Here is a 20741-nt window from a genome sequence, read left to right as displayed (position 1 = left end):
GCCGGAGCGGGGCCGGTCGGGTCAGGACAGCAGGAAGTCCGCCTCCCCCGCCTTCGCCCCCTCGATGAAAGCCGTCATCTCGGCGGTGGTGTAGATCAGCGCCGGCCCGTCCGGGTCGGTGGACTGGCGGACGGCGATGCGGCCGTCGGCGAGCTTCATCGCCTCCAGGCAGTTCCCCCCGTTCCCCCCGCTCCACGGCTTGTGCCAGCCTTCGCTGCCCAAGTCGCGCGCGGGCATGCCGTTGTAGACGTGTGTGCGCGGCTTGATGCGATCCATTCACAGCTCCTTGCGGAGATCCCGGAGGATCTCCTTCGTGCGATGTGCCGTAGCGGCCTGCGCCGCCATGCGGTCCATGACCTCGAGGTGGGTCGCCACCTCGGGGCGCGCGTCGAGGTAGACCGCGCCGGTCAGGTACTCGCTGTAGACCATGTCCGGCAGTTCGGGCATGGCGAACCGGAACAGCACGAACGGCCCGTAGGTCCCGGGGTGCGGACCACTGGCGAACGGCGCCACCTGCAGCGTCACGTTCGGCAGGTGCGTGGCCTCGAGCAACCGGTCGATCTGGGCCCGCATCACCTCGGGGCCGCCGACCGGACGCCGCAGGGCGGTCTCGTCCATCACGACCCACAGCCGGGGCGCGTCCTCACGGGTGAGCAGGTCCTGGCGCTGCATGCGCAGGGCGACGTGACGCTCGATGTCCTCGGGCCGGGTCTGGCCGATGGCTCCGGAGCGCAGGACGCCACGCGCGTAGTCCTCGGTCTGCAGCAGCCCGGGCACGAAATGCGGCTCGTAGCTGCGGATGACACTGGCCGCGCCCTCCAGGCTCACGTACATCGAGAACCAGCCGGGCAGGATGTCGTGGAAGCGCTGCCACCAGCCGGGCTTGTTGGCCTCCTCGGCCAGCAGGACGAAGGCCTCGGCCTCCTCGTCGGAGATTCCGTAGGCCTTCAGCAGCAGCTGCAGGTACGGGATCTTGAGCGCGACCTCGGCCATCTCCATACGGCGGACCGTGGCGGGGGCGACGCGCAGGATGCGGGCGGCCTCCTCGCGTTTCATCCCGGCGCGTTCGCGCAGGTCGAGCAGGCGCCGGCCGAGGACGACCTGGCCGACCGTCGGCGCGGACCGCGGTTCGCTCACGCCCCACCTCCACGCTGTTGACGAATCGGCCGTTCGAGCACGCTGACAGCCCGGCGGCGCCCTTCGAGAACCCGTCGGAGGGTTTGTTCGAACAGGCTTTTCGAACGGATCTTCGACGATCTCAACTGGCGCCGCGCGGGGTGCTGTTGCGAGCAGTGTGCCACGCCGGTCCAGACCGTCACACAGCACTCTGCAATTTTCAGAGTGACACTTGCCAAGTGTTCACGCCGGGGAGATAGTGGCAAGCGTGATTCCGTCCGCGCCCTTAGGAACAGACGCCGCCGCAGGCCTTCCCGGCCTCGGCTCCGGAGCAGACCCCCTCGGGGCCGCTGCCCAGCGCCGGTTCCGCTTCGAGCTGGCCGCACATCCGGGTTCCCCCGCCCAGGCCAGACGCCTGACGCGGGCCCGGCTGACCGGCTGGTCGGTGTGCGAGGACACGTGCGACAGCGCGGCCCTGGTGGTCTCCGAGCTGGTCACCAACGCCATCGTGCACACGGCGAGCACCCACATAGTGTGCGAGCTGCACGACGGCGACGACCTGGTGCGCATAGCCGTGCGTGACGAGGGCTGCGCCCCGGGCCAGCCCCACGCCGCCAGCCGCACCCGGCCCGAGGAGGAGCACGGGAGGGGGCTGCTTCTCGTCGACGCCCTCTGTCATGCCTGGGGGGCGCACGAGCACGGTCCGGGACTGCTGGTCTGGGCCGAGCTGCCGCGCACGGCGGACCCGTCCACCGACCCCCTCGGGCCGTGGAACGACCTCGGCTGGGGCGAGCCCGGCCAGGACGGCCCCACGCACGCCCCGGGCCGGGACGAACCCGACCGCCACCGCACGGCCCCGCCCCGCGACGAACCGCGTAACGACCTCGGCTGGGGCACCCGCCCCAAGCGGGGCGCCTCCGGCGACCCGGAGGACGGGGAGGGCCCCACCCCCCAGGCGTCGCGCCGCACGTCCGGCGCCCCGGAGGTCCCCGCGCAGGAGCGCCGCACGGAGCGGGGGCCGGCATGAGCGCCCCGCACGGCGGCCCCGTGCTGAGCCTGGACACACTGGTCCGCCTCGGCCGCGGACTGCGCGCGCCGGGTCCGGTCCTGCGGCTGCCCGTGCCGGAGGGCATGACGGCCCCGCTCGGCTGCGACGCGGTCGCGATGCCCGCGCCTCTCGGCCACCGGGTCATGCCCCGCCTGCCGCGCGTGGGCTGTGTCTACGCCGACGGGACGCACTGGTGGTGGCTGGTGCCGGCCGACTCCGACCACGCACTGGAGTGGCCCGCCCCGGCGCAGTACGCCACGGGTGCGGCCGTCCCGGACGCCGAGCGGCTGCCCGCCCTGGTCCACCGCCCGGAGGGCACCCTGCCCTACACCCCGCCGATCCCGCTATACCTGGCGCTGTGCCGCGTGACGGGCACCGCCCCGTCCTGGTCACGGCCGGTCAGCGCGTAGGACCGCCCGCCGCCCGGCGCCGCCGGACCGCGTGGCACCGCTCGCCGTCCGGAGTCGCGGGACCCCGCACCGTCCCCGCGCCCGTCACCCCCGCCCCCGCTTCCCGCGCCGCCCCGTGCCTCCTCCGGTGGGGCCGTGCGCCCGCGCGCCTCCGGCGCCCCGGACTGCGCCCTGCACGGGCCCGCTCGGCCCCCGCGATAGTGACCGTTCACCCGCGCACGGACCTGCCTGCGCGGACCCGAGCGGACCACGAACGGGAGGTCGGTCGACGGTGGCGAAGAAGCGGACCGCGCCGGAGGTGTCCGAGTCGGAGCGGCTGCTCTTCGGCGGACCGCTGCGCTACGACATGGGCTGGAGTCAGCATGCCGACGCGTTCCTGGAGCTGAACTTCCGCGCCATGGTCCGGCGGTTGCCGTCCCTGCTGGCCTCCAGCCTGCAGCTCGCCCGGCAGGCCGATCCCGGTGCCGCGCGGACCGTCCTGGCCGCCGAGGCGGGCCGGGGCGTGGCGCAGGCGGTGAGCCTGCTCGCGGTGAACAGCGTGCTGGCCCGGCTGATGGGCGGCGGCCCGGTCGACGACCGGCTGCGCGGGGCCGCCCCGGCCCTGGTCACCGTGGCCGCCGTGATGCTGGTCGCGGCCCTGCTGCGGGCGGCCAGCACCTACGCCACCGGCCGTCTGGAGCCGAAGGTGGAGCGGGTGGCGACCGAGCGGTACCTGGAACGGGCCGCCGCCGTGGAGCTGTCCGCGATCGAGGACCACGCCTTCCACAAACTGCTGGACACCGCCCAGTACGGCGCTGCCTCCGCCCGCCGGATGATCTCCTACGGGACGCGCGTGATCAACGCGATGATCTCCCTGATCGCGGCGGCGGGTGTGCTGACCGTGCTGCACCCGGCCCTGTTGCCGCTGCTGGTCACGATGACCCTGCCGAGCGCCTGGAGCGCCCTGACCCTGGCCCGGCGGCGCTACGAGTCCTTCCACGCCTGGGTGCAGCACGCCCGGGCGGGCCGGCTGCTGGGCAGCCTGCTCATCGAGCCGGAGGCGGCCCCCGAGATCCGGGTGCACGGGGTGGGCGGCTTCCTGCTGCGGCACTTCCGCGCGATGTCGGAGACGGCCGAGGCCGAGCAGGCCCGGCTGGCCCGGCTCGCCGCGCGGACCGGACTGTTCGCGGCGGCGTGGACGGGGATCGCGACCGTGGCGACGTACGCGACGCTCGGCGGGTTGCTGCTGGCCGGGGCGATGGCCCTGTCCGTGGCGGGGACGGCCGTGATCGCGATCCGCACTGGCTCGCAGAGCCTCGACACGCTCGTGATCGAGGTGAACGCGCTGCACGAGGAGGCCCTGTTCGTCGGCGACCTGCACCGGCTGTACGCGGAGGCGGCCCAACGGGCCATCCCGCAGGGCGGCCGGGCCCTGCCGGAGGAACCCCGCGAGATCCGCTTCGAGAACGTCACGTTCCGCTACCCGGGGGACTCGGCCCGCCCCGCGCTGGACGACGTGTCGCTCACCCTGCCGCTCGGCCGGATCGTCGCGCTGGTCGGGGAGAACGGCTCGGGCAAGACGACGCTGGTGAAGCTGCTGGCGGGGCTGTACACACCGGACCGGGGCCGGATCCTGTGGGACGACGTGGACGCGGCCACCGCGGACCGGCACCGGCTGGCCGAGCGGATCGCGATGGTGGCGCAGGACTTCAAGCGGTGGCCGTTCACGGCCCGGGTGAACATCGCCCTCGGCCGCACCTCCACGCCGGTGAGCGAGGAGCGGCTGGCGGCGTCGGTCGCCGAGGCCGGGGCCGAACCCGTGGTGGCGGACCTGCCCCGCGGGCTGGACACGCTGCTGGCCCGCAACTTCAGCGGCGGGCACGAGCTGTCGGGCGGCCAGTGGCAGCGGCTGGGCATCGCCCGGGCGGCCTACCGCCGGGGCCGCATCCTGATCGTGGACGAGCCGACGGCGGCCCTGGACGCCCGGGCCGAGCTGGAGGTCTTCGAGCGGATCCGCGCCCTGGCCGACAGCGGCCAGACGGTCGTACTGATCACGCACCGGCTCGCGTCGGTGCGCCACGCCGACCTGGTGCACGTCCTGGACCAGGGCCGGCTGGTGGAGTCCGGCACCCCGGACGAGCTGCTGGCGACGGGCGGGCTCTACGCCGAGCTGTACGCGCTCCAGGCGGAGCAGTTCTCCCCGTCGGCCACGGCGGTGCCACCCGTGAGGAAGGTGCCGGCACCCAAGGCGGGCTGAGGCGCGCCTCAGGCGGTGGCGTCGGCGGCGTCCCCCCTGCGGACGATCACCAGGAACATGTCCGTGGCCAGGTCCATCACGACCTCGGCGGGCATGCCCTCCAGACGCCGCGCCTGCGCGAACTCCTCCGCAGGCCAGGAGCCTCTCGGTCCGCCGGCGGGGAAGCGCTCGAGCACTGTTCGCCCGTTCACCCTGCACCTCCATGTAGCGCTGTACTCGTAGAGTTAAACGCCAACCATGGGGTGAACGGCTCGCGAAGTGACGGTTCTGAGACGTTATCGACACGCGTTCACCGTGAAGTGTGAGGAAGTTCTCAGCCGCTTGGCTGATTTGCTCACTGCGGGTGTCAGTCGTCGTACTCGTCGTGATATCTGATGCGCTCGCTTCCCGCCGGCGCCCCGCAGGCCGAGGCGCGTCCCTCGGGCTCCTCCCACTCCTCCTGCCGGCCGAGCGCGGTCAGGTCCAGCAGGCTCGTCGTCGAGCCGAGCCCGTCGAGGCCGCGCTCGTACGTCGAGTAGGTGTGGAAGACGCGGTCGCGGTCACGCAGGAAGCAGCTCAGGCCCGGTCGCTCGACCGGCTCGCCCTCGTGCTCCAGGGTCACCTCGTGGTCCCGGTTGAAGTCGTTGCCGTGCGAGGAGTACCAGGGCAGCGTCCAGCCCATCCGCGCCTTGAAGGGCAGGATCCTCGGGTACGGCGCCCGGGACACCACGGCGAAGGACGTGCCGCGCGCCTTCAGATGGGCGAGGTGCCCGATCTGGTCCAGGAAGGCGGAGCAGCTGCGGCAGCCCGCGTCCCACTCGGGCGCGAACATGAAGTGGTACACCACGAGCTGGGGCCGGCCCTCGAAGAGGTCGAGCAGGGTGGCCTTGCCGTCGCCGCCCTCGAATACGTACTCCTGGGCGACCTCCACCATGGGCAGTCTGCGCCGCTCGGCGTTGAGCGCGTCCCGCGCGGGGGTCGCGGCCTTCTCCTGGACCAGCAGGTCAGCGCGCGCAGCGCGCCACTGTTCACGCGAGACGATCTCCGGAAGCGACATGGGCCCTCCTGTGACAACGGTCCGTCCCTCGTGCAGACCGGGCGCGCGGGCGGAACTCATCGCCGCCGGGGGGACGTTTTGCGCGGGACCCGCGGGAGGTCAGGTGTCGTAGCGCTGGATGCGCCGGCCGTGGCTGCGGTCGACGAGTGCGGGCAGCCGCTCGCCCAGTTCCCGCACGACCTCGGGCACGTCGACCGTCAGCAGTTCCCGGTCGCGCATCAGGACGCGGCCGTCGACGATCGTGGTGCGGACGTCGGCGGAGCGAGCGCTGTGCACGAGGGTCGCCGCGAGGTCGTGGACGGGCTGGGTGTGCGGGCCGGTGAGGTCCACCAGGACGATGTCCGCCCGGCGCCCCGGTGCGAGGGCGCCCACACTGTCCCCGAGGCCCACGGCCCGGGCGCTCTGCAGCGTCGCGTGGTGCAGGGCCTGACGGGAGGTCAGCCAGCGGGGGTCGCCCTCGGCGGACTTCTGGAGCAGCGAGGTGAGGGCCATGGACTCCCACACGTCGAGGGAGTTGTTGGAGGCGGCCCCGTCGGTGGCGAGGCCGACGTCGGCGCCGACGTCGCGCAGCGCGCGCACGGGCGTGGTGCCTGGCCAGGCGAACTTGAGGTACCCGCGGGGCGCGCTGGCGACGGCCGTACGCCCGTTCGCCCGGCGCAGCAGGGGCAGGTCCCGGTCGGTGATGCCGGTGCCGTGGGCGATGAGGACGTCGGTGTCGAGGACGCCGGTGCGTTCCAGCACTTCGATCGGGGTGACGCCGTGGCGGGCGAGGCTGGTGTCGGTCTGGTCGCGGTTCTCGGCGGCGTGCAGGTGCACGGGCAGGCCGTGTTCGTGGGCGAGCCGGGCGGTGGCGGCGAGGTCGGTGTCGTCGACGGTGTAGGGGGCGTGGGGCGCGAGGGCGGTGGTGATGCGCCCGTCGGCCGTACCGCGGTGGCGCAGCGCGAACTCCAGGGAACGCTCCCGCCCTTGGGGCCCCTGCGAGGAGAAGAAGGCCTCCCCGAGCAGGGCGCGCATCCCGCACTCCGTGACGACCCGGGCGACGGCGTCCATGGCGAAGTAGTGGTCGGCGAAGCAGGTGACGCCGGCGCGGATCATCTCGGCGCAGGCCAGCAGCGCCCCCAGTTCCACGTCCCGGGCGGTGAGGTTGGACTCCACCGGCCACACGACGTCGTTGAACCACTCCTCGGTCGGCAGGTCCTCGGCGAGACCGCGCAGGGCGACCATCGGCGCGTGCGTGTGACAGTTGATCAGCCCGGGCAGGGCGACCTGGCCGCGGGCGTCGACGCGCTCCGCGGCGGGCAGGTCCGCGACGGCGGCGGCGGTGGTGACGGCGTCGACGAGCCCGTCGCGCACGACGATCGCGGCGTCCTCGGCGAACCCCACCCGCTCTTGATCGTCGTGCACGAGGACCGTACATGCGCTGATGATGAGCTCGGCGGGACCGTCCGCGGCAGAAGGCGTCATCACGTCAACGTACGACTGTGTCGTGGGGCGACATGAGCCGAACCGCGCATCCCGTCACGGCTCTGTCGCGGGGCGGGCCAGGCGCGCACCCTGGCCTCACCACCCCGTCTGTCGGCTTCGGAAAGGAGCCCGGCATGCTCCTCGGCACCTGGAACCTGGAGAACCTCTACCGCCCCGGCGGTCCGTACGGCCCCGAGGACGAGGCCGCCTACGGGGCGAAGCTCGCCGCGCTCGCCGCCGTGATCACGGAACTCGACCCCACCCTGCTGGGCGTGCAGGAGGTCGGCGATCCGGAGGCCCTGAAGGACCTGACGGGGATGCTGGACGACGACTGGCACCTCGCCCTGTCCGACCACGCCGACAGCCGCGGCATACGGGTCGGCTTTCTCAGCCGCGTGCCGCTGACGGTGGTGGCGGACACGGCTTCCTTCCCGGCGGAGCTGCGTCCCGTGCAGGTGGACGACGCGGGGACGACGGTGTCCGGGGCGGGGCGGGGCTTCCTGGCCGTGGAGGCCGGGGAGGGCGGCCCCGCCGGGAGCGGGTCGCTGCGGGTGGCGGTCTGCCACCTGAAGTCCAAGCTGCTGTCGTACCCGGACGGCCGCTTCCAGCCGCGCGACGAGGGGGAACGGGCCCGCTACGGCGCGTACGCCCTGTACCGGCGGGCGGCCGAGGCGACGGCGCTGCGCGCCCTGGCCGACGCCTTGCTGGCCGGGGACGGGCAGGGGCGGGACGTGGCGCTGGTCGGCGACCTGAACGACGAGGTGCAGGCGGCCACGACCCAGATCCTGCTGGGCCCGCCCGGCTCGGAGATCGGCACCCCGGGGTACGACCGCCCCGACCGCGGCGACGCGACCCGGCTGTGGGACGTGGCCCCGCTCATCCCGCCCGGGCAGCGCTACTCGCGCGTGAACTCCGGGCGCCGGGAGCTGATCGACCATGTGCTGCTCAGCCACCGTCTGGTCCACCGGGCGACGGCGGCGGGCACGGGACTGCCGGAGGAGGGCCCGCCGGGCCTGCCGTCGATCGGCCCGGACCCGGCGGCCCGCCGGGGTGTGCCGGGCTCGGACCACGCGCCGGTGTGGGTGCGGATCGGCTGAGGGCCGCCGTACGGCGCCCGCTCGGGGCGGGGTCCGGGCGCTGTCCGCACTGTCCCCGCTATCCCCGCTGTCCGCGCTGTCCGCGCTGTCCGCGTTGACCGCGCTGTCCGGCGAGGGGTGTCCGGGGCAGCCGCAGTCCCAGCCGCGCACCGGGTCCGGCGAGGTCACCGAGCAGAGCGGTGAGCCGCTCGGTGTCTCCCGGCCCGATACGGCCCGTGTCGTCGAGATGGACGGCGCAGGCGGTGGTGGTGTCGACGAGGCGTTCGAGCAGGTCGGCCACCTCGTCCGCGCCCTCGGTGTGCCGGGCCAGGGCGGGCAGTTCGTGCGCGGCCAGTGTGAGGGCGGACCGGGCCTCGGCCAGGGTCCGGTAGGCCTCGCGGCGCAGCGTCCAGCGGGCGGCGCGGTGGTCGGCGGTGGTGTGGGGCCCCGGCGGTGCCGGGCGCCGGCCGGTGCGCGTCGCACCGGCCCGGGCACCGGCGGACGCGCGCGGGCCGGTGCTCTCCACGGGCACGGCGGCCGCGCCGGTGCGCGGGGTGCCGGCTTCGGCCAGGACGTGGGCGAGGTAGGCGTACGCGGCGTCGGCGGCCGCCGTGAGCCGGCCGCGTACGCCCCCGCCCTTCTGCCCCGGCATCGTCAGGTGCCCGACGAGCAGCACGATCACGCAGGCCAGCAGGGTCTCGCCGATGCGGCCGGCGGAGGCCTGGGGCTCACCGCCGACCATGACCAGGGCGAGGACGAGGACGGTGACGACGGCGGTCTGGGCCGCGAAGTGCCGGGTGGCGACGGGGATGAGCGCCCCGCTGAGGGCGACCAGCGCGACGAGCCCCTCGGGGCGGGGCAGGACGGCCGCGAGCCCGGCGAAGAGGAGAGCTCCGAGGACGGTCCCGGCGGCCCGGTTGAGCACGCGCGAGGCCAGCGGCCCGAGGTCGGGCTTGACGAGGAAGACGGCCGTGGCGGGCAGCCAGTACCAGTGGTCGTGCTGCCCGTACCACTGCGTCCGGTGCAGGGCCTGGGCGACCGCCGCGGCGGCCCCGAAGCTCAGGGCCACGCGCAGCCCGTACTCCCGCCCGGCGCTGCCGAGGGCAGCACGCAGCCGGAGCCGGGCGATATGGGGGCGGGTGTGCAGGTCGCCCCCGCGGCCCCGGTCGAAGACCTCGGCGGCGTGCAGCAGGGCGTCGTCGAGGGCGCGCAGGGCGGGCGCCGACCGGACGGGCGCGGGCAGTGGCCCGGTGTGGACGTCGCCGCGCACCGCGGCGGCCAGTCGCCGGGGGCCCTCCGAGGCACGTTCGGTGACGGGTTCACCGGCCCAGGCGAGGGCGGTCGCGGCTTCGGCGAGGGGCAGGGCGGCGGCGTACCGGGCGTGCAGCCGGCGCTCGGCGGAGGAGGACGCGTGCCGCCGCAGCCGGGGTCCGGCGAGGGCGTCCTGCGCGTGGTCGAGGGCGGCGGTGAGCGCTGCGCGCCGGGGGATGGCGTCCGGTCCGCCGACGGCGTCGAGCAGTGCGGCGACGGCGTCGTAGACCCCGGCCACGGCTTCGCGTTCCCCGTCGAAGCGGAAGTCACCGCCGAGGGAGCCGGGGGTGGGCAGGGCGAGCCGCAGCAGGAGCAGCCAGCCGGCCCCGGCGAGGAAGGCGAGGGCGCGCTCCCAGCCGGGTTCGGGCAGGGGCATCCCGGCCCCGACGGCGGCGCCGACGAGCAGCTGCGTGCCGGTGGCGGAGGCGACCGGCCCGACGGCGCTGATCGCACCGGCGACCAGACCCACGAGTGTGAGGATCACGGTCAGCACGACCGCGCCGGTGCCCTGCCCGGCGTACGTCCCGACGACCAGCCCCACGGCACCGCCCAGGGCGGGCACCCCGAGGCGCTCGACGGAGGCCCGCCGGCTGCCGGGCCGGTCGTTGATCCCGGCCAGCATCGCGGCGATGGCGGCGACGACACCCAGCGACGTGCGCCCGGCCTGCACCGCGACCAGCAGCAGCGGACCGGCCGACAGGGCCCCGCGGGTCACCGCGCTCCAGGGCACGGGCCCCCGCTGGGCACGCAGCGCGTGCGCGAGCCACGGGGGAAGACGGGGGGTGGTGCGGCGGGACACGGGGCTCCTGTCGTCTCGGCTCAGGCGGGGGCGGGCCTTCGGGCGACGGCGACCGGGGCGGGGTGGGGACATCCAGGGTAGGCCGGGTCACCCACCACGAGGTTTCGGGAACGTGTCGGAGGGGGGCGCGGTGGGGGTTCTTTATGAACGCAACCTCAGGTGCGAGCTGCGTCCACGGCCCGGGTGAGCAGTTCCTCCACCTCACGGAGGGTCCGGGCAAGCCGGTCCGGTCGGATCGTCAGCCGCCCGACGAGCGCGTCGGCCCAGCAGATCTGGTCCGCAACGGTGGACACGGCAGGCTCGCTCCTGGTCGGTCGGTGTCCCGGGCAGGGCAAGAGGAACGCCCGGCCCTGTGAACCGAAATACGGGTGCGTCCGCGTGCCGTGGCCCGCATGATCGGCGGGTTGCCCGATGCGCCGTCCCAGATCGGAGAACTGCCGTGATCCGCCGTGTCACCGTCCCGAGCCTGTTCCCGCCGCCCACCTACTCCCACGCGTCCGTCGTCGAGGCCGGCACGCGGCTGGCGTTCCTCGCCGGGGCCGTGCCCCTCGACGCGGAGGGCGAGCTCGTCGGCCCGCAGGATCCGGTGCGGCAGGCGGAGCAGGTCATCGCCAACCTGCGGGAGCAACTGGACGCCGTCGGCAGCGATCCGGCCCACGTCGTGTCGACGGACGTGTACGTGGTGAGCGCCGATCCTGCGGTGCTGTCCGCCGTCTGGGCCGTGGTCGAGGCGTCGGGACTCAGCGCGGGCCCGCACTCGTCGACGCTGATCGGCGTGGCGTGCCTGGGGTACACGGGCCAGCTGGTGGAGATCACGGCGACGGCGGTCGTCCCCGATCCAGGTTCTGCGTGAGTCCGTGCTGCCCACCGAGACCGCCGACCGCCCGTCCGGCTAGCCGTTCACCGGCAGGTCCGCCGCCTGCGCGGCCGTGCGCAGGACGTCCCGCAGCATCACCGGCGTGAGACGCCCGGTGAAGGTGTTGCGCTGGCTGACGTGGTAGCAGCCGAACAGCTCCAGCCCGTCCAGCCGGACCCGGCTCCCGTGGCCGAAGGCGGGACGCGGTTTCGGCACCGGCCAGCCCGCCTCGGCGAACGCGGGCAGCGCGGCCTGCCAGCCGAAGGCGCCCAGCACGACCACGGCCCGCAGGGTCGGGCGCAGCAGTCGCAACTCCTGCACGAGCCAGGGGCGGCAGGTGTCCCGCTCCTCGGGGGTGGGCTTGTTGGCGGGCGGGGCGCAGTGCACCGGCGAGGTCACGCGCACGCCGTACAGCTCCAGCCCGTCGTGGGCGTGCACGGCGGTCGGCTGGGAGGCGAGACCGACGTCGTGCAGCGCCTCGTACAGGACGTCTCCCGAGCGGTCGCCCGTGAACATCCGTCCGGTGCGGTTCCCGCCGTGCGCGGCCGGGGCGAGGCCCACGATCAGCAGCCGCGCGTCGGCCGGCCCGAACCCGGGCACCGGCCGCCCCCAGTACGTCCAGTCCGCGAAGGCCGCTCGCTTCACACGGGCCGTCTCCTCGCGCCAGGCGACCAGCCGCGGGCAGGCCCGGCACTCCGCGATGCGCCGGTCGAGAACGGGAAGGCCGCTGGTGTCCATCACTCCACCGTAGGACGAGGCGCGGGGCGGGTCTTTCGGGGGGCTCGATCATCGGCAGGGGCGGCTGCGGAGAGGGCGCCGGTCTCACCCCCGGCGGCGGTCGCCCGCCCGGTCCGATCACCGGCGCGCCCCGACCACAGCAGCGCACCGGCGAGCAGCACGGCACCGGTCAGCAGCCAGGGCAGCGGCCCCGGGCGCAGCACCCCCACGACCAACCCCGTGAGTGCGCCGACCAGTTGCTGGGCGAGGGACTGGACGGACAGGGCGGTGGCACGGCCCGCGCTGGAGACGCGACGGTGCAGCAACTCGTTCTCGTTCGGGGACGCGGCACCGAGGCCGAGGTAGACCAGGCAGAACCCGGCGATCGCGAAGGCCGTGGCCGTCGGGTGTCCGGAGGCCGCGGTGATCCCGAGCAGCAGCAGTCCGGCCGCCCCGGTCCCGAGACCGGCCAGCACGGCCCGTTCACCACTGCCGGCGACCCGGGCGGTGAGGGGCGCGAGGTGGCTGCCGGCCCCGCTGCACAGGAATCCGGCACAGGACAGTGCGGCGTAGACCATCGCACCGGAGTCCGGTGCCCCGGTCACCTGGGCCGTGCGCCCGGGCACGAGCAGTTCGACGGCGGCCAGGGCACTGCCGGCGGCCGCGGCGCTGAGCAGCACGCGACGGACCACTGCGTCCCGCCCGCCGAGCCTCAGCCCGTCCATGACGGTGGCCGGCACCCCTCTCACCACGGCAGCCAAGGTGGCCGGCGGCCGCGGGGGCTCCCGCAGTACGGCCAGGACGTAGCAGACGAAGACGACCCGGACCACGGCGCCGAGCAGCAGGGGGACGGCCAGGGGCAGCACCATCCCGCCGGTCGCCGCGCTCAGCCGGGCTCAGGGATCGGGCCCCAGGCCGAGCAGCCAGGGCACCGCGCCACCGAGCAGGATGCCGGCCGCGAGGGCGGCGGAGGTCGCCGAGCCGCCTCGGGCCAGCCCGGTGCGCAACTCCGCGTCCGGCCCGGAACACTCGTGGACGGTGTCGACGTACCAGGCTTCGGCCGTGCCGCTGGACAGCGCCCGGGCGGCGCCCATGAGCACCATGCCGGCGGTGAGCGCCCAGACCGTGCCGCCGAGGCCGAGCAGGAGGCTGGCCGCCACGTTCAGCACACCGGCCGCGGCGAGCACCGGCCTGCGCCCGAGGACGTCGGACAGTCCCCCGGTGGGCAGTTCCAGCGCTGCCACCGTCAGTGAGTGGACCGCGAACAGTCCCGCGATCGCGGCCACGGACATGCCGCGCTCGCTGAACAGCAGCACCATCGAGGCCATGCCCAGACCGGGCGGCAGCCAGAGGAGCGCACAGAGCGTGACGTAGCGCCGCCGGGCGCTCCGTATCCCCGGGGAGCCGGACGGTCCGGCGGCTCGGGCGCCGGGGCCCGTCATGAGTCGCCCTCGTCCCCAGCGGCCCCGGTGCCCTCCATGCCCTCGGTATCGCCGGGGTCCTCCTGTTCGTAAGGTGCGACCGGCAGCGCGGCGGTGAGGAGCACGACCCGCCGCGCGTCCGGGTCGTCCGCGTCACGCGCGGTCAGTTCCTCCAGCTTCGCCGCGACGGTCGCCCAGAGCTCCTCGACCGAGCCGGGCGTCAGCCGGGGCATGAGGTCACTGATCCCGGAGGGCTCCACCCACTCCGGACCCAGCCGCCCGGCGGCCATGTCCGACTCGTGCTGGGCGAGGGACACCTCCAGGTGCTCGATCTGCCTCCGCCGCGCCAGGCTGACGAACGCGCGCCCCGCCGAGGTCGACTCCATCGACTCGTTGCTCCACGACGTCACCGTGTGCAGCGCCCGCCAGCGCCGCTCCCGGCCGTCCCGGTGCTCGGCCTCGGCGATGAACCGGTACTTCGCCAGCACCCGCAGGTGGTAGCTGGCCGACGCCGACGACTCCCCCGTCCGCGCCGCCAGTTCACTGGCCGTCGCCGGCCCGTCCTGGCGGAGCAGCCCCAGCAGCCGGATCCGCAGGGGGTGCGTGAGGGCCTTCAGGGCGGCGGTGTCGTGCTCCGGGTCGAGTACGCGCTTGTGCTCGTCGCTCTCCATGCCGGGAGCGTAGGCGGCCGGAACCAGTCAGCAAAAGACTTTTTGCAAAAGTCTCTTTGGGAATGTCGGCCGGGCGCGGTCATACCCGTCCGGTCGGCCCCTCGGGAGGGCTAAGGTCGAAGGCATGGCTTCTCGAGGTACGGAGTACGGCGGTACGGACGCGGCAGGGAACGCGGTGCCCCCGGAGAAGGCACCCGAGCGCGGGTCGCCCGGCGACGTGCCGTCCCCGCACTCCCCCGCGGCCCCCTCCACCGACGCGTCCGCCGACACGTCGTCCGGCACACCCGCCACCGGCCCCGGGCCCGTTCAGGCCGGGGACCGGCCCCTCGACCCCAAGGTCGCCGCGGCCATCGCCGCCGCCGAGGCCGCCGGTCCGCAGAGCGGCCAGACCGTCCGCGTCGACAGCTGGATCTGGTCCGTACGTCTGGTCAAGACCCGCTCCATGGGCGCCACCGCGTGCCGGGGCGGCCACGTCCGCGTCAACGGCGAGCGCGTGAAGCCCGCCCACGCCGTGCGCATCGGTGACGAGGTGCGCCTGCGCCAGGAGGGCCGCGAGAGGGTCGTCATCGTGACCCGGCTGATCCGCAAGCGCGTCGGCGCTCCCGTGGCCGTCCAGTGCTACGTCGACAACTCCCCGCCGCCGCCTCCCCGCGAGGCCGTCGCCCCCGCCGGCATCCGCGACCGCGGCGCGGGCCGCCCGACCAAGCGCGACCGCCGCGAACTGGAACGCCTGCGAGGACTGCCCGGTTTCACAGGCGCTGTGCCCCGGGGCGCTGCTCCCGGAGGTGGTGTTCCCGGGAGCGGTTCCGGCAGCGGCCCCGGCCAGGGCCCTGGCCCTGCTCCGGGTCCGAGCAGGGGCCGAGGCAGGCCCAAGCCCTGAGCGGGCCGTCACGCACGCGGTCGAAGCAGCCGCAGCAGGTCCGCGTTGTGCCGCCGCCGCGCCCAGGCGATGAGGGCGAGCGGCACGAGGAGGATCAGCGGCGTCGCCGCGTTCTCCCCGTCGAACACGGTCACCTGGACCACGAACGCGCCCACCATCAAGGCGCCCAGCGCCATCGCCGCCACGGACTGGAGCACCGGTAGCAACAGGGCGATGGCACCGGCCAGTTCGAGCGCGCCGATCGTGTACATCCCGGCACTGCCCCAGCCGAGCCGGTCGAAGGACTCGGCGGCCGAGGCATGCCCGATCAGCTTGGGCAGGGCACTGGCGACCGCGTAGAACAGGGCCAGCAGGATCTGCAGGGCGCGCAGGGCGATCCGCGCACGCCGCCCACGCGCGGTCGCGGACTCGGCGACGACGGCACCGGCCCGGGCGGACGGGGCGGTGGCGGAGACGGGAGCGGGTGCGGGAACGGCGGTCTCGGACATGAAGGTCTCCTGGGGAAGCGATCCGCTGGTGTCGCGGGGATGGACCGCCCCCTCCTCGGAAACTCATCGCCGCCCGGCGGACGAGGACGGTGCCGGCGTAACCGGTACCGCTCGCACCCATGTCCGGTCCTCCGTAAGACAGCGGTCCACACGCAGCCCCGCCTCGGTCAGTGCCGCCTCGAACTGCTCCCTGCTCAGGGGGCGCGAGCGGAACGTCTGCGTCCAGACGGCATCGGGAAACTCGTACTCCGCCCGGACGGAACGCACACCGTCACCGATCGGCTCGGACGACACGACCCGTACGGTGAAGCCGCCGGGATCCACGCGCTCGCGCGGCACGTTCGCGTGGTAGTCCTCGCCTTCCCGCTGGATCAGAACGCAGCCGCCCTCGGCGACATGGCGGGCGCAGGTGCGCAGCAGGCCCCGGCGCACCCCGGCGTCGCCCGCGTGCACCAGGAACGACGCGAGCAGCACGACGTCGAACGTCTCACCGAGGTCCAGCTCCTCGATCGGGCTGCGTATCGTGCGGGCCCCGCGCACGCGCGCCAGCATCTCGGCGGACTCGTCCACCGCCGTCAGCGTGAACCCCCGCTCCCGCAAGGCGTGGGTCATCCGGCCGACCCCGCTGCCCAGCTCCAGGATGCGCACCCCCTCGGGCACCGCCGCGGCGATGATCTCCGGCTCCTCCCCTACGGGCAGGCGAGCGTAGAACTCCACGGCGCAGCCGTCCGGGGTGATCACCCCGGGGCCCGTCCCCTCGTACCCCTCACGCATTTTCTGTTCCATGTCCGTCCAACGGGCGGTCCCCGCACGCCCGTTCCCCCCTCCACTCCGTTCACCCGACCGAGTGACCGAGGGTCCTCACCGGGCCCGGACTGCCCTGTTGGTCAGCACCCGCGGCGCGGAGTACGTTGCAGACAGGAGTGGTGATCGCGATGCGTACAGGCAGTGAACCGAGGACCGCGCGCAGTGCCCTGCGGGCGCGCTTCTGGCTGAGCCTGTGGGGGCTGGTCTGGGCGCTGTTCGGCACGGTGGCGTTCGCCCTGGTGGGACGGACCGGCTGGGCCGTCGCGTGCGGAGTGCTGCTGCTGATCGTGCTGATCGACCTGACGGTCGTCCTCAGGCACATCCGCAAGGGCCCGCATTACCAGCCGGGCCCGGGCATCCCGCCGTACGAGCCGCCGGACACCCGCCGCTGAGGCGTGAATCCGGCCCTGTGGGGGGCCGCCGCCTACGAGTCGAAGTGTGCCGCCTTCAGGAACTCCGGGTTGGGGTCCAGTGCGGCCGCCAGACGGAAATGGCGTTTGGCCTGCTCGGGGCGGTTCTGCCGCTCATAGGTGCGCGCGAGGGCGAAGTGCGCGTACGCGTTGTCGGGCTCCCGCTCCAGAACGATCGAGAACTCCAGCTCCGCGGGCCTCAGCTGCGCCGCCGCGAAGAAGGCACGGGCGCGCAGCAGCCGCGCGGCGGTGTTCTCGGGATGCGCGGCGACGACTTTGTCGAGCAGCTTCACCGCGCCCCGCGGGTCCCGGGCCGCCAGGAGCTGCTCGGCGGCACGGAAGTCGATGACATGGGTCTCCGGGGTACGTCCGGCGGAACCGCTGGTCTCGGGCACGGCAGAGTCCTTCCCTCACTGGAGCAGTTCAACGCCCCGTGAGAGGGCTGCTATTCCGCGCTATTGCCCGTGCTGCTGGTCCGCGTGCTGCTGCCGCTGTTCCTCATGGATGTGCCCCTGTCCCTTCGAAGGCTGCGACTCTTCCGCACGGGGGGCCTTCGACCTGCGCACCAGCTCGGACCACACCTCCCGCACCCGCTGCTCCAGCTCGGCCAGTGGGACGTCGTTGTCGATCACGATGTCCGCGATCGCGCGCCGCTGCTCCCGGCCGGCCTGGGCGGCCATCCGCGCGCGGGCGTCCTCCTCGGTCATGCCGCGCAGCCGTACCAGCCGGTCGAGCTGGGTGTCGGTGGAGGCGTCGACGACGATCACCAGGTCGTACAGCGGGGCCAGGCCGTTCTCCGTGAGGAGCGGGACGTCGTGGAGGACGACCGCGTCCTCGGCGGCCGCCTCCTCCAGTGCCCGGGACCGCTCGCCCACCAGCGGGTGCACGATGGAGTTGAGGGTGGCGAGCTTGGCGGCGTCCGCGAAGACGATCGAACCGAGTCGCGGCCGGTCCAGGCTGCCGTCCTCGGCGAGAATCTCCTCGCCGAAGGCGTCGACGACCGCCGCGAGGCCGGGTGTCCCCGGTGCGACGACCTCCCGGGCGATGCGGTCCGCGTCGATCAGCACGGCTCCGCACTCCACGAGCAGCCGCGACACCTCGCTCTTGCCGGCGCCGATACCGCCGGTCAGGCCCACCTTCAGCATGAGCCGCAGCCTAGACGCTCCACCGGGACCGCCGGGGAGAAGGGTGCCGTTCAGCAGTCCGGGACTTCGTCGGTTCTCGCGGTTCCGGGTGCCGTCAGTTCTCGCCTTCTCGTTCCGCCAGGAACTTCTCGAACTCACGGCCGATCTCGTCCGCGGAGGGGATGTCCACCGGCTCGGCGAGCATGTTGCCGCGGGTCTCGGCACCGGCGACCGCGTCGTACTGGTGCTCCAGGCCCTCGACGAGCGCGGTGAGGTCCTCGTCGCCCTCGCGGATCTGCCGGTCGATCTCGGTCTGGGTGCGATGGGCGTCCGAGCGCAGGGCGTGGGCGATCCCGGGCAGGACCAGTCCGGTGGCCGCGGTGATGGCCTCGAGCACGGTGAGGGCCGCGTCCGGGTAGGGGGAACGCGCGATGTAGTGCGGGACGTGGGCGGCGACGCCCAGGACGTCGTGGCCGGCCTGGAGGAGCCGGTACTCGACGAGGGACTCGGCGCTGCCGGGCACCTGGGCCTCCTCGAACGGGCTGCGGTGGCCCGGGACGAGGTCCGTGCGGTTGCCGTGCGGGGTGAGGCCCACCGGGCGGGTGTGCGGAACGCCCATGGGGATGCCGTGGAAGTTCACGGACAGGCGGACGCCGAGTCGCTCCACGATCTGCCGTACGGCGGCCGCGAAGCGCTCCCACTCCACGTCCGGCTCGGGTCCGGACAGCAGCAGGAAGGGCGCGCCGGTGGCGTCCTGCACGAGCCGCACCTCGATGGCGGGGTCCTCGTAGTCGCTCCAGCGGTCGCGCTTGAAGGTCAGCAGGGGGCGACGGGCGCGGTAGTCCACGAGCCGGTCGTGGTCGAAGCGGGCCACGAGCTGGTTCGGCAGCGAGTCGAGCAGCCGGTCGACGATCTGGTCGCCGGTCTCGCCCGCGTCGATGTACCCGTCGAAGTGGTAGAGCATGACAAGTCCGGCCGACTCCTGGGCGAGCGCCATGTCGACGACGGCCAGGCCCTTCGGCTCCCATGCGTACAAATCCTGGGGATCAAGCACAGTGACCGCTCCTCCTCGTGTTTCACCGTCCACAACGCCGGTGCGGGCGTGGGCATTCCCGGCAGAGGAGATTCATGATCTTGGCGTGGGGGCGACCCCCTGCGTGAGGGGCGCGGGCAACTGCGCGACCAGCCCCCGCCGGCTTGCGGCCGACCGACGGGCCCGCTCGCGGCAACACCAAAGGGCCGTACCTCGAAAGGTACGGCCCCTTGGCTATCGGCTATGCCTCAGCGGCGAGCGTTCAGCTCTGACCGCCGGCCAGCTTCTCGCGAAGCGCGGCCAGCGCCTCGTCCGAGGCCAGCGCACCGGAGTTGTCCGGGCCCTCGGAGGAGTACGAACCGCCACCGGACGCGACCGGAGCGGCGGCCTCGCCACCCTCGGCAGCGGCCTTCTCGTCCGCCTCGCGGGACTTGATGACCTGCGCCTGGTGCTGCTCGAAGCGCTGCTGCGCCTCGGCGTACTGGGTCTCCCACGCCTCGCGCTGGGTCTCGTAGCCCTCGAGCCAGTCGTTGGTCTCGGGGTCGAAGCCCTCGGGGTAGATGTAGTTGCCCTGGTCGTCGTAGGACGCGGCCATGCCGTACAGGGTCGGGTCGAACTCGACCGAGGCCGGGTCGGCACCGAAGGACTCGTTGGCCTGCTTCAGCGAGAGGCTGATGCGACGGCGCTCGAGGTCGATGTCGATGACCTTGACGAAGATCTCGTCGTTGACCTGGACGACCTGCTCCGGGATCTCCACGTGGCGCTCGGCCAGCTCGGAGATGTGGACCAGACCCTCGATGCCCTCGTCCACGCGGACGAACGCACCGAACGGAACCAGCTTCGTGACCTTGCCGGGCACGACCTGGCCGATCTGGTGGGTGCGGGCGAACTGCTGCCACGGGTCTTCCTGGGTCGCCTTCAGCGACAGGGAGACACGCTCGCGGTCCATGTCGACGTCGAGGACCTCGACGGTGACTTCCTGGCCGACCTCGACAACCTCGGAGGGGTGGTCGATGTGCTTCCAGGAGAGCTCCGAGACGTGCACCAGGCCGTCGACGCCACCCAGGTCCACGAAGGCACCGAAGTTGACGATCGAGGAGACGACGCCGGAACGGACCTGACCCTTCTGGAGGGTCGTGAGGAACGTCTGGCGGACCTCGGACTGGGTCTGCTCCAGCCAGGCACGGCGGGACAGGACCACGTTGTTGCGGTTCTTGTCCAGCTCGATGATCTTGGCCTCGAGCTCCTTGCCCACGTAGGGCTGGAGGTCGCGGACACGGCGCATCTCGACGAGGGAAGCCGGCAGGAAGCCACGGAGGCCGATGTCGAGGATGAGACCACCCTTGACGACCTCGATGACGGTACCGGTGACGATGCCGTCCTCTTCCTTGATCTTCTCGATGGTGCCCCAGGCGCGCTCGTACTGGGCGCGCTTCTTCGAGAGGATCAGGCGGCCTTCCTTGTCCTCCTTCTGGAGAACAAGGGCTTCGATCTCGTCACCGACGGCGACGACCTCGTTGGGGTCGACGTCGTGCTTGATCGAGAGCTCGCGGCTCGGGATGACACCTTCGGTCTTGTAACCGATGTCGAGCAGGACCTCGTCCCGGTCGACCTTCACGATGACGCCGTCGACGATGTCGCCGTCGTTGAAGTACTTGATCGTCTCGTCGATCGCGGCGAGGAAAGCTTCCTCGTTACCGATGTCGTTGACCGCTACCTGCGGGGTGGTAGAGGTGGTCTCGGTGCTGCTCGTCATGTGGGAAAGGGCTCCGGTACGGACAGTGAGTCGTAGGTACTGCTTACGCCGGGAGCCCGTTTCGCTCTGAAGAAGCCGGACA

Annotated in this window: 22 protein-coding genes and 1 pseudogene; 7 read left to right on the top strand and 16 right to left on the bottom strand. The window is 73.3% G+C overall.

Features of this window, described 5'->3' with window-relative positions:
* Window positions 1-21: 21 nt before the first annotated feature.
* Window positions 22-276 carry a DUF397 domain-containing protein gene (locus tag ACZ4M5_RS24915; protein ID WP_309096970.1) on the bottom strand — a complete coding sequence of 85 codons (255 nt, stop codon included), beginning with the start codon at window positions 274-276 and terminating at the stop codon, window positions 22-24.
* The gene (locus ACZ4M5_RS24910; RefSeq protein WP_467740038.1) at window positions 277-1137 is read right to left on the bottom strand and encodes a helix-turn-helix domain-containing protein; all 861 of its coding nucleotides are present in this window, start codon (window positions 1135-1137) and stop codon (window positions 277-279) included.
* 247 nt (window positions 1138-1384) lie between these two features.
* Here ACZ4M5_RS24910 and ACZ4M5_RS24905 point away from each other — a divergent pair, with 247 nt between their 5' ends.
* The 3 genes from ACZ4M5_RS24905 (at window position 1385) to ACZ4M5_RS24895 (ending at window position 4810) form a co-directional block, all read left to right on the top strand.
* On the top strand, window positions 1385-2143 hold the full coding sequence (locus ACZ4M5_RS24905) for an ATP-binding protein (protein WP_467740037.1): 759 nt from the start codon (window positions 1385-1387) through the stop codon (window positions 2141-2143).
* Window positions 2140-2574: a hypothetical protein gene (locus tag ACZ4M5_RS24900; protein ID WP_467740036.1), complete on the top strand. Its 435-nt coding sequence runs from the start codon at window positions 2140-2142 to the stop codon at window positions 2572-2574. Before ACZ4M5_RS24905 ends, ACZ4M5_RS24900 begins: the two co-directional genes overlap by 4 nt.
* A gap of 271 nt (window positions 2575-2845) precedes the next feature.
* Window positions 2846-4810, top strand: coding sequence for an ABC transporter ATP-binding protein (locus ACZ4M5_RS24895; protein ID WP_467740035.1), 1965 nt, complete (start codon window positions 2846-2848; stop codon window positions 4808-4810).
* An 8-nt stretch (window positions 4811-4818) separates the two neighbouring features.
* On the opposite strand, the gene ACZ4M5_RS24890 is transcribed toward ACZ4M5_RS24895, so the two are convergent.
* The 3 genes from ACZ4M5_RS24890 to ACZ4M5_RS24880 form a co-directional block, all read right to left on the bottom strand.
* The gene (locus ACZ4M5_RS24890) at window positions 4819-5001 is read right to left on the bottom strand and encodes a hypothetical protein (RefSeq protein WP_369196318.1); all 183 of its coding nucleotides are present in this window, start codon (window positions 4999-5001) and stop codon (window positions 4819-4821) included.
* Between the two features lie 155 nt (window positions 5002-5156).
* A complete protein-coding gene (locus ACZ4M5_RS24885) occupies window positions 5157-5846 on the bottom strand; it encodes a DUF899 domain-containing protein (protein ID WP_467740034.1) in 690 nt (229 codons plus the stop codon).
* A gap of 99 nt (window positions 5847-5945) precedes the next feature.
* Complete coding sequence (locus tag ACZ4M5_RS24880) at window positions 5946-7310, bottom strand: amidohydrolase (RefSeq protein WP_467740033.1); 1365 nt, start codon at window positions 7308-7310, stop codon at window positions 5946-5948.
* A 134-nt stretch (window positions 7311-7444) separates the two neighbouring features.
* Here ACZ4M5_RS24880 and ACZ4M5_RS24875 point away from each other — a divergent pair, with 134 nt between their 5' ends.
* Window positions 7445-8407 (top strand): endonuclease/exonuclease/phosphatase family protein, encoded by a 963-nt coding sequence (locus ACZ4M5_RS24875; RefSeq protein WP_467740032.1) that lies wholly within the window; start codon window positions 7445-7447, stop codon window positions 8405-8407.
* A 58-nt stretch (window positions 8408-8465) separates the two neighbouring features.
* Here ACZ4M5_RS24875 and ACZ4M5_RS24870 read toward each other — a convergent pair whose 3' ends face one another.
* Window positions 8466-10496: an FUSC family protein gene (locus ACZ4M5_RS24870; protein ID WP_467740031.1), complete on the bottom strand. Its 2031-nt coding sequence runs from the start codon at window positions 10494-10496 to the stop codon at window positions 8466-8468.
* Between the two features lie 155 nt (window positions 10497-10651).
* The gene (locus ACZ4M5_RS24865; protein WP_467740030.1) at window positions 10652-10789 is read right to left on the bottom strand and encodes a hypothetical protein; all 138 of its coding nucleotides are present in this window, start codon (window positions 10787-10789) and stop codon (window positions 10652-10654) included.
* 146 nt (window positions 10790-10935) lie between these two features.
* Between ACZ4M5_RS24865 and ACZ4M5_RS24860 the strand changes: the two genes are divergently transcribed.
* Window positions 10936-11349, top strand: coding sequence for a RidA family protein (locus tag ACZ4M5_RS24860; RefSeq protein WP_467740029.1), 414 nt, complete (start codon window positions 10936-10938; stop codon window positions 11347-11349).
* Between the two features lie 39 nt (window positions 11350-11388).
* Here the strand turns inward: ACZ4M5_RS24860 and ACZ4M5_RS24855 are convergent, their stop codons facing one another.
* The 3 genes and pseudogenes from ACZ4M5_RS24855 to ACZ4M5_RS24845 all read right to left on the bottom strand — a co-directional run bounded on the left by ACZ4M5_RS24855 (window position 11389) and on the right by ACZ4M5_RS24845 (window position 14161).
* Entirely contained in the window at window positions 11389-12090 is a 702-nt protein-coding gene (locus ACZ4M5_RS24855) for a uracil-DNA glycosylase (RefSeq protein WP_467740028.1), read from the bottom strand.
* Window positions 12090-13511, bottom strand: a pseudogene (locus tag ACZ4M5_RS24850) (MFS transporter). Before ACZ4M5_RS24850 ends, ACZ4M5_RS24855 begins: the two are co-directional and overlap by 1 nt.
* Window positions 13508-14161, bottom strand: coding sequence for an ArsR/SmtB family transcription factor (locus tag ACZ4M5_RS24845; RefSeq protein ID WP_467740027.1), 654 nt, complete (start codon window positions 14159-14161; stop codon window positions 13508-13510). The pseudogene ACZ4M5_RS24850 and the gene ACZ4M5_RS24845 overlap by 4 nt, the downstream one beginning before the upstream one ends.
* A 124-nt stretch (window positions 14162-14285) precedes the next feature.
* Here ACZ4M5_RS24845 and ACZ4M5_RS24840 point away from each other — a divergent pair, with 124 nt between their 5' ends.
* Window positions 14286-15041: an RNA-binding S4 domain-containing protein gene (locus ACZ4M5_RS24840; RefSeq protein ID WP_467740026.1), complete on the top strand. Its 756-nt coding sequence runs from the start codon at window positions 14286-14288 to the stop codon at window positions 15039-15041.
* Window positions 15042-15049: 8 nt separating this feature from the next.
* Here the strand turns inward: ACZ4M5_RS24840 and ACZ4M5_RS24835 are convergent, their stop codons facing one another.
* Together ACZ4M5_RS24835 and ACZ4M5_RS24830 are read right to left on the bottom strand one after the other, a co-directional pair.
* Complete coding sequence (locus tag ACZ4M5_RS24835) at window positions 15050-15529, bottom strand: DoxX family protein (RefSeq protein WP_467740025.1); 480 nt, start codon at window positions 15527-15529, stop codon at window positions 15050-15052.
* Window positions 15530-15592: 63 nt separating this feature from the next.
* Complete coding sequence (locus ACZ4M5_RS24830; protein WP_467740024.1) at window positions 15593-16303, bottom strand: class I SAM-dependent methyltransferase; 711 nt, start codon at window positions 16301-16303, stop codon at window positions 15593-15595.
* A 161-nt stretch (window positions 16304-16464) separates the two neighbouring features.
* Between ACZ4M5_RS24830 and ACZ4M5_RS24825 the strand changes: the two genes are divergently transcribed.
* Complete coding sequence (locus tag ACZ4M5_RS24825; RefSeq protein ID WP_467740023.1) at window positions 16465-16728, top strand: DUF6343 family protein; 264 nt, start codon at window positions 16465-16467, stop codon at window positions 16726-16728.
* Between the two features lie 32 nt (window positions 16729-16760).
* Here ACZ4M5_RS24825 and ACZ4M5_RS24820 read toward each other — a convergent pair whose 3' ends face one another.
* From ACZ4M5_RS24820 to rpsA, 4 genes are all read right to left on the bottom strand, one after another.
* Window positions 16761-17141: a tetratricopeptide repeat protein gene (locus ACZ4M5_RS24820; RefSeq protein WP_467740022.1), complete on the bottom strand. Its 381-nt coding sequence runs from the start codon at window positions 17139-17141 to the stop codon at window positions 16761-16763.
* A gap of 60 nt (window positions 17142-17201) precedes the next feature.
* Complete coding sequence (gene coaE / locus ACZ4M5_RS24815; RefSeq protein ID WP_467740021.1) at window positions 17202-17891, bottom strand: dephospho-CoA kinase; 690 nt, start codon at window positions 17889-17891, stop codon at window positions 17202-17204.
* 94 nt (window positions 17892-17985) lie between these two features.
* Window positions 17986-18924 carry a PAC2 family protein gene (locus ACZ4M5_RS24810; RefSeq protein ID WP_398111955.1) on the bottom strand — a complete coding sequence of 313 codons (939 nt, stop codon included), beginning with the start codon at window positions 18922-18924 and terminating at the stop codon, window positions 17986-17988.
* A gap of 241 nt (window positions 18925-19165) precedes the next feature.
* Entirely contained in the window at window positions 19166-20659 is a 1494-nt protein-coding gene (gene rpsA, locus ACZ4M5_RS24805; protein WP_467740020.1) for a 30S ribosomal protein S1, read from the bottom strand.
* Window positions 20660-20741 lie beyond the last annotated feature (82 nt).

The organism is Streptomyces sp. NPDC026246, from assembly GCF_055567995.1.
The sequence above is the reverse complement of the archived record's forward strand: the minus strand, read 5'-3'. Positions and strand labels throughout refer to the sequence as shown.

Coding starts and splice junctions, on each gene's coding strand:
- ACZ4M5_RS24830 (WP_467740024.1), bottom strand. CDS start 16,303: ATGCGTGAGGGGTACGAGGGGACGGGCCCCGGGGTGATCACCCCGGAC.
- ACZ4M5_RS24875 (WP_467740032.1), top strand. CDS start 7,445: ATGCTCCTCGGCACCTGGAACCTGGAGAACCTCTACCGCCCCGGCGGT.
- ACZ4M5_RS24885 (WP_467740034.1), bottom strand. CDS start 5,846: ATGTCGCTTCCGGAGATCGTCTCGCGTGAACAGTGGCGCGCTGCGCGC.
- rpsA (WP_467740020.1), bottom strand. CDS start 20,659: ATGACGAGCAGCACCGAGACCACCTCTACCACCCCGCAGGTAGCGGTC.
- coaE (WP_467740021.1), bottom strand. CDS start 17,891: ATGCTGAAGGTGGGCCTGACCGGCGGTATCGGCGCCGGCAAGAGCGAG.
- ACZ4M5_RS24835 (WP_467740025.1), bottom strand. CDS start 15,529: ATGTCCGAGACCGCCGTTCCCGCACCCGCTCCCGTCTCCGCCACCGCC.
- ACZ4M5_RS24855 (WP_467740028.1), bottom strand. CDS start 12,090: ATGGACACCAGCGGCCTTCCCGTTCTCGACCGGCGCATCGCGGAGTGC.
- ACZ4M5_RS24880 (WP_467740033.1), bottom strand. CDS start 7,310: ATGACGCCTTCTGCCGCGGACGGTCCCGCCGAGCTCATCATCAGCGCA.
- ACZ4M5_RS24900 (WP_467740036.1), top strand. CDS start 2,140: ATGAGCGCCCCGCACGGCGGCCCCGTGCTGAGCCTGGACACACTGGTC.
- ACZ4M5_RS24840 (WP_467740026.1), top strand. CDS start 14,286: ATGGCTTCTCGAGGTACGGAGTACGGCGGTACGGACGCGGCAGGGAAC.
- ACZ4M5_RS24825 (WP_467740023.1), top strand. CDS start 16,465: ATGCGTACAGGCAGTGAACCGAGGACCGCGCGCAGTGCCCTGCGGGCG.
- ACZ4M5_RS24845 (WP_467740027.1), bottom strand. CDS start 14,161: ATGGAGAGCGACGAGCACAAGCGCGTACTCGACCCGGAGCACGACACC.
- ACZ4M5_RS24915 (WP_309096970.1), bottom strand. CDS start 276: ATGGATCGCATCAAGCCGCGCACACACGTCTACAACGGCATGCCCGCG.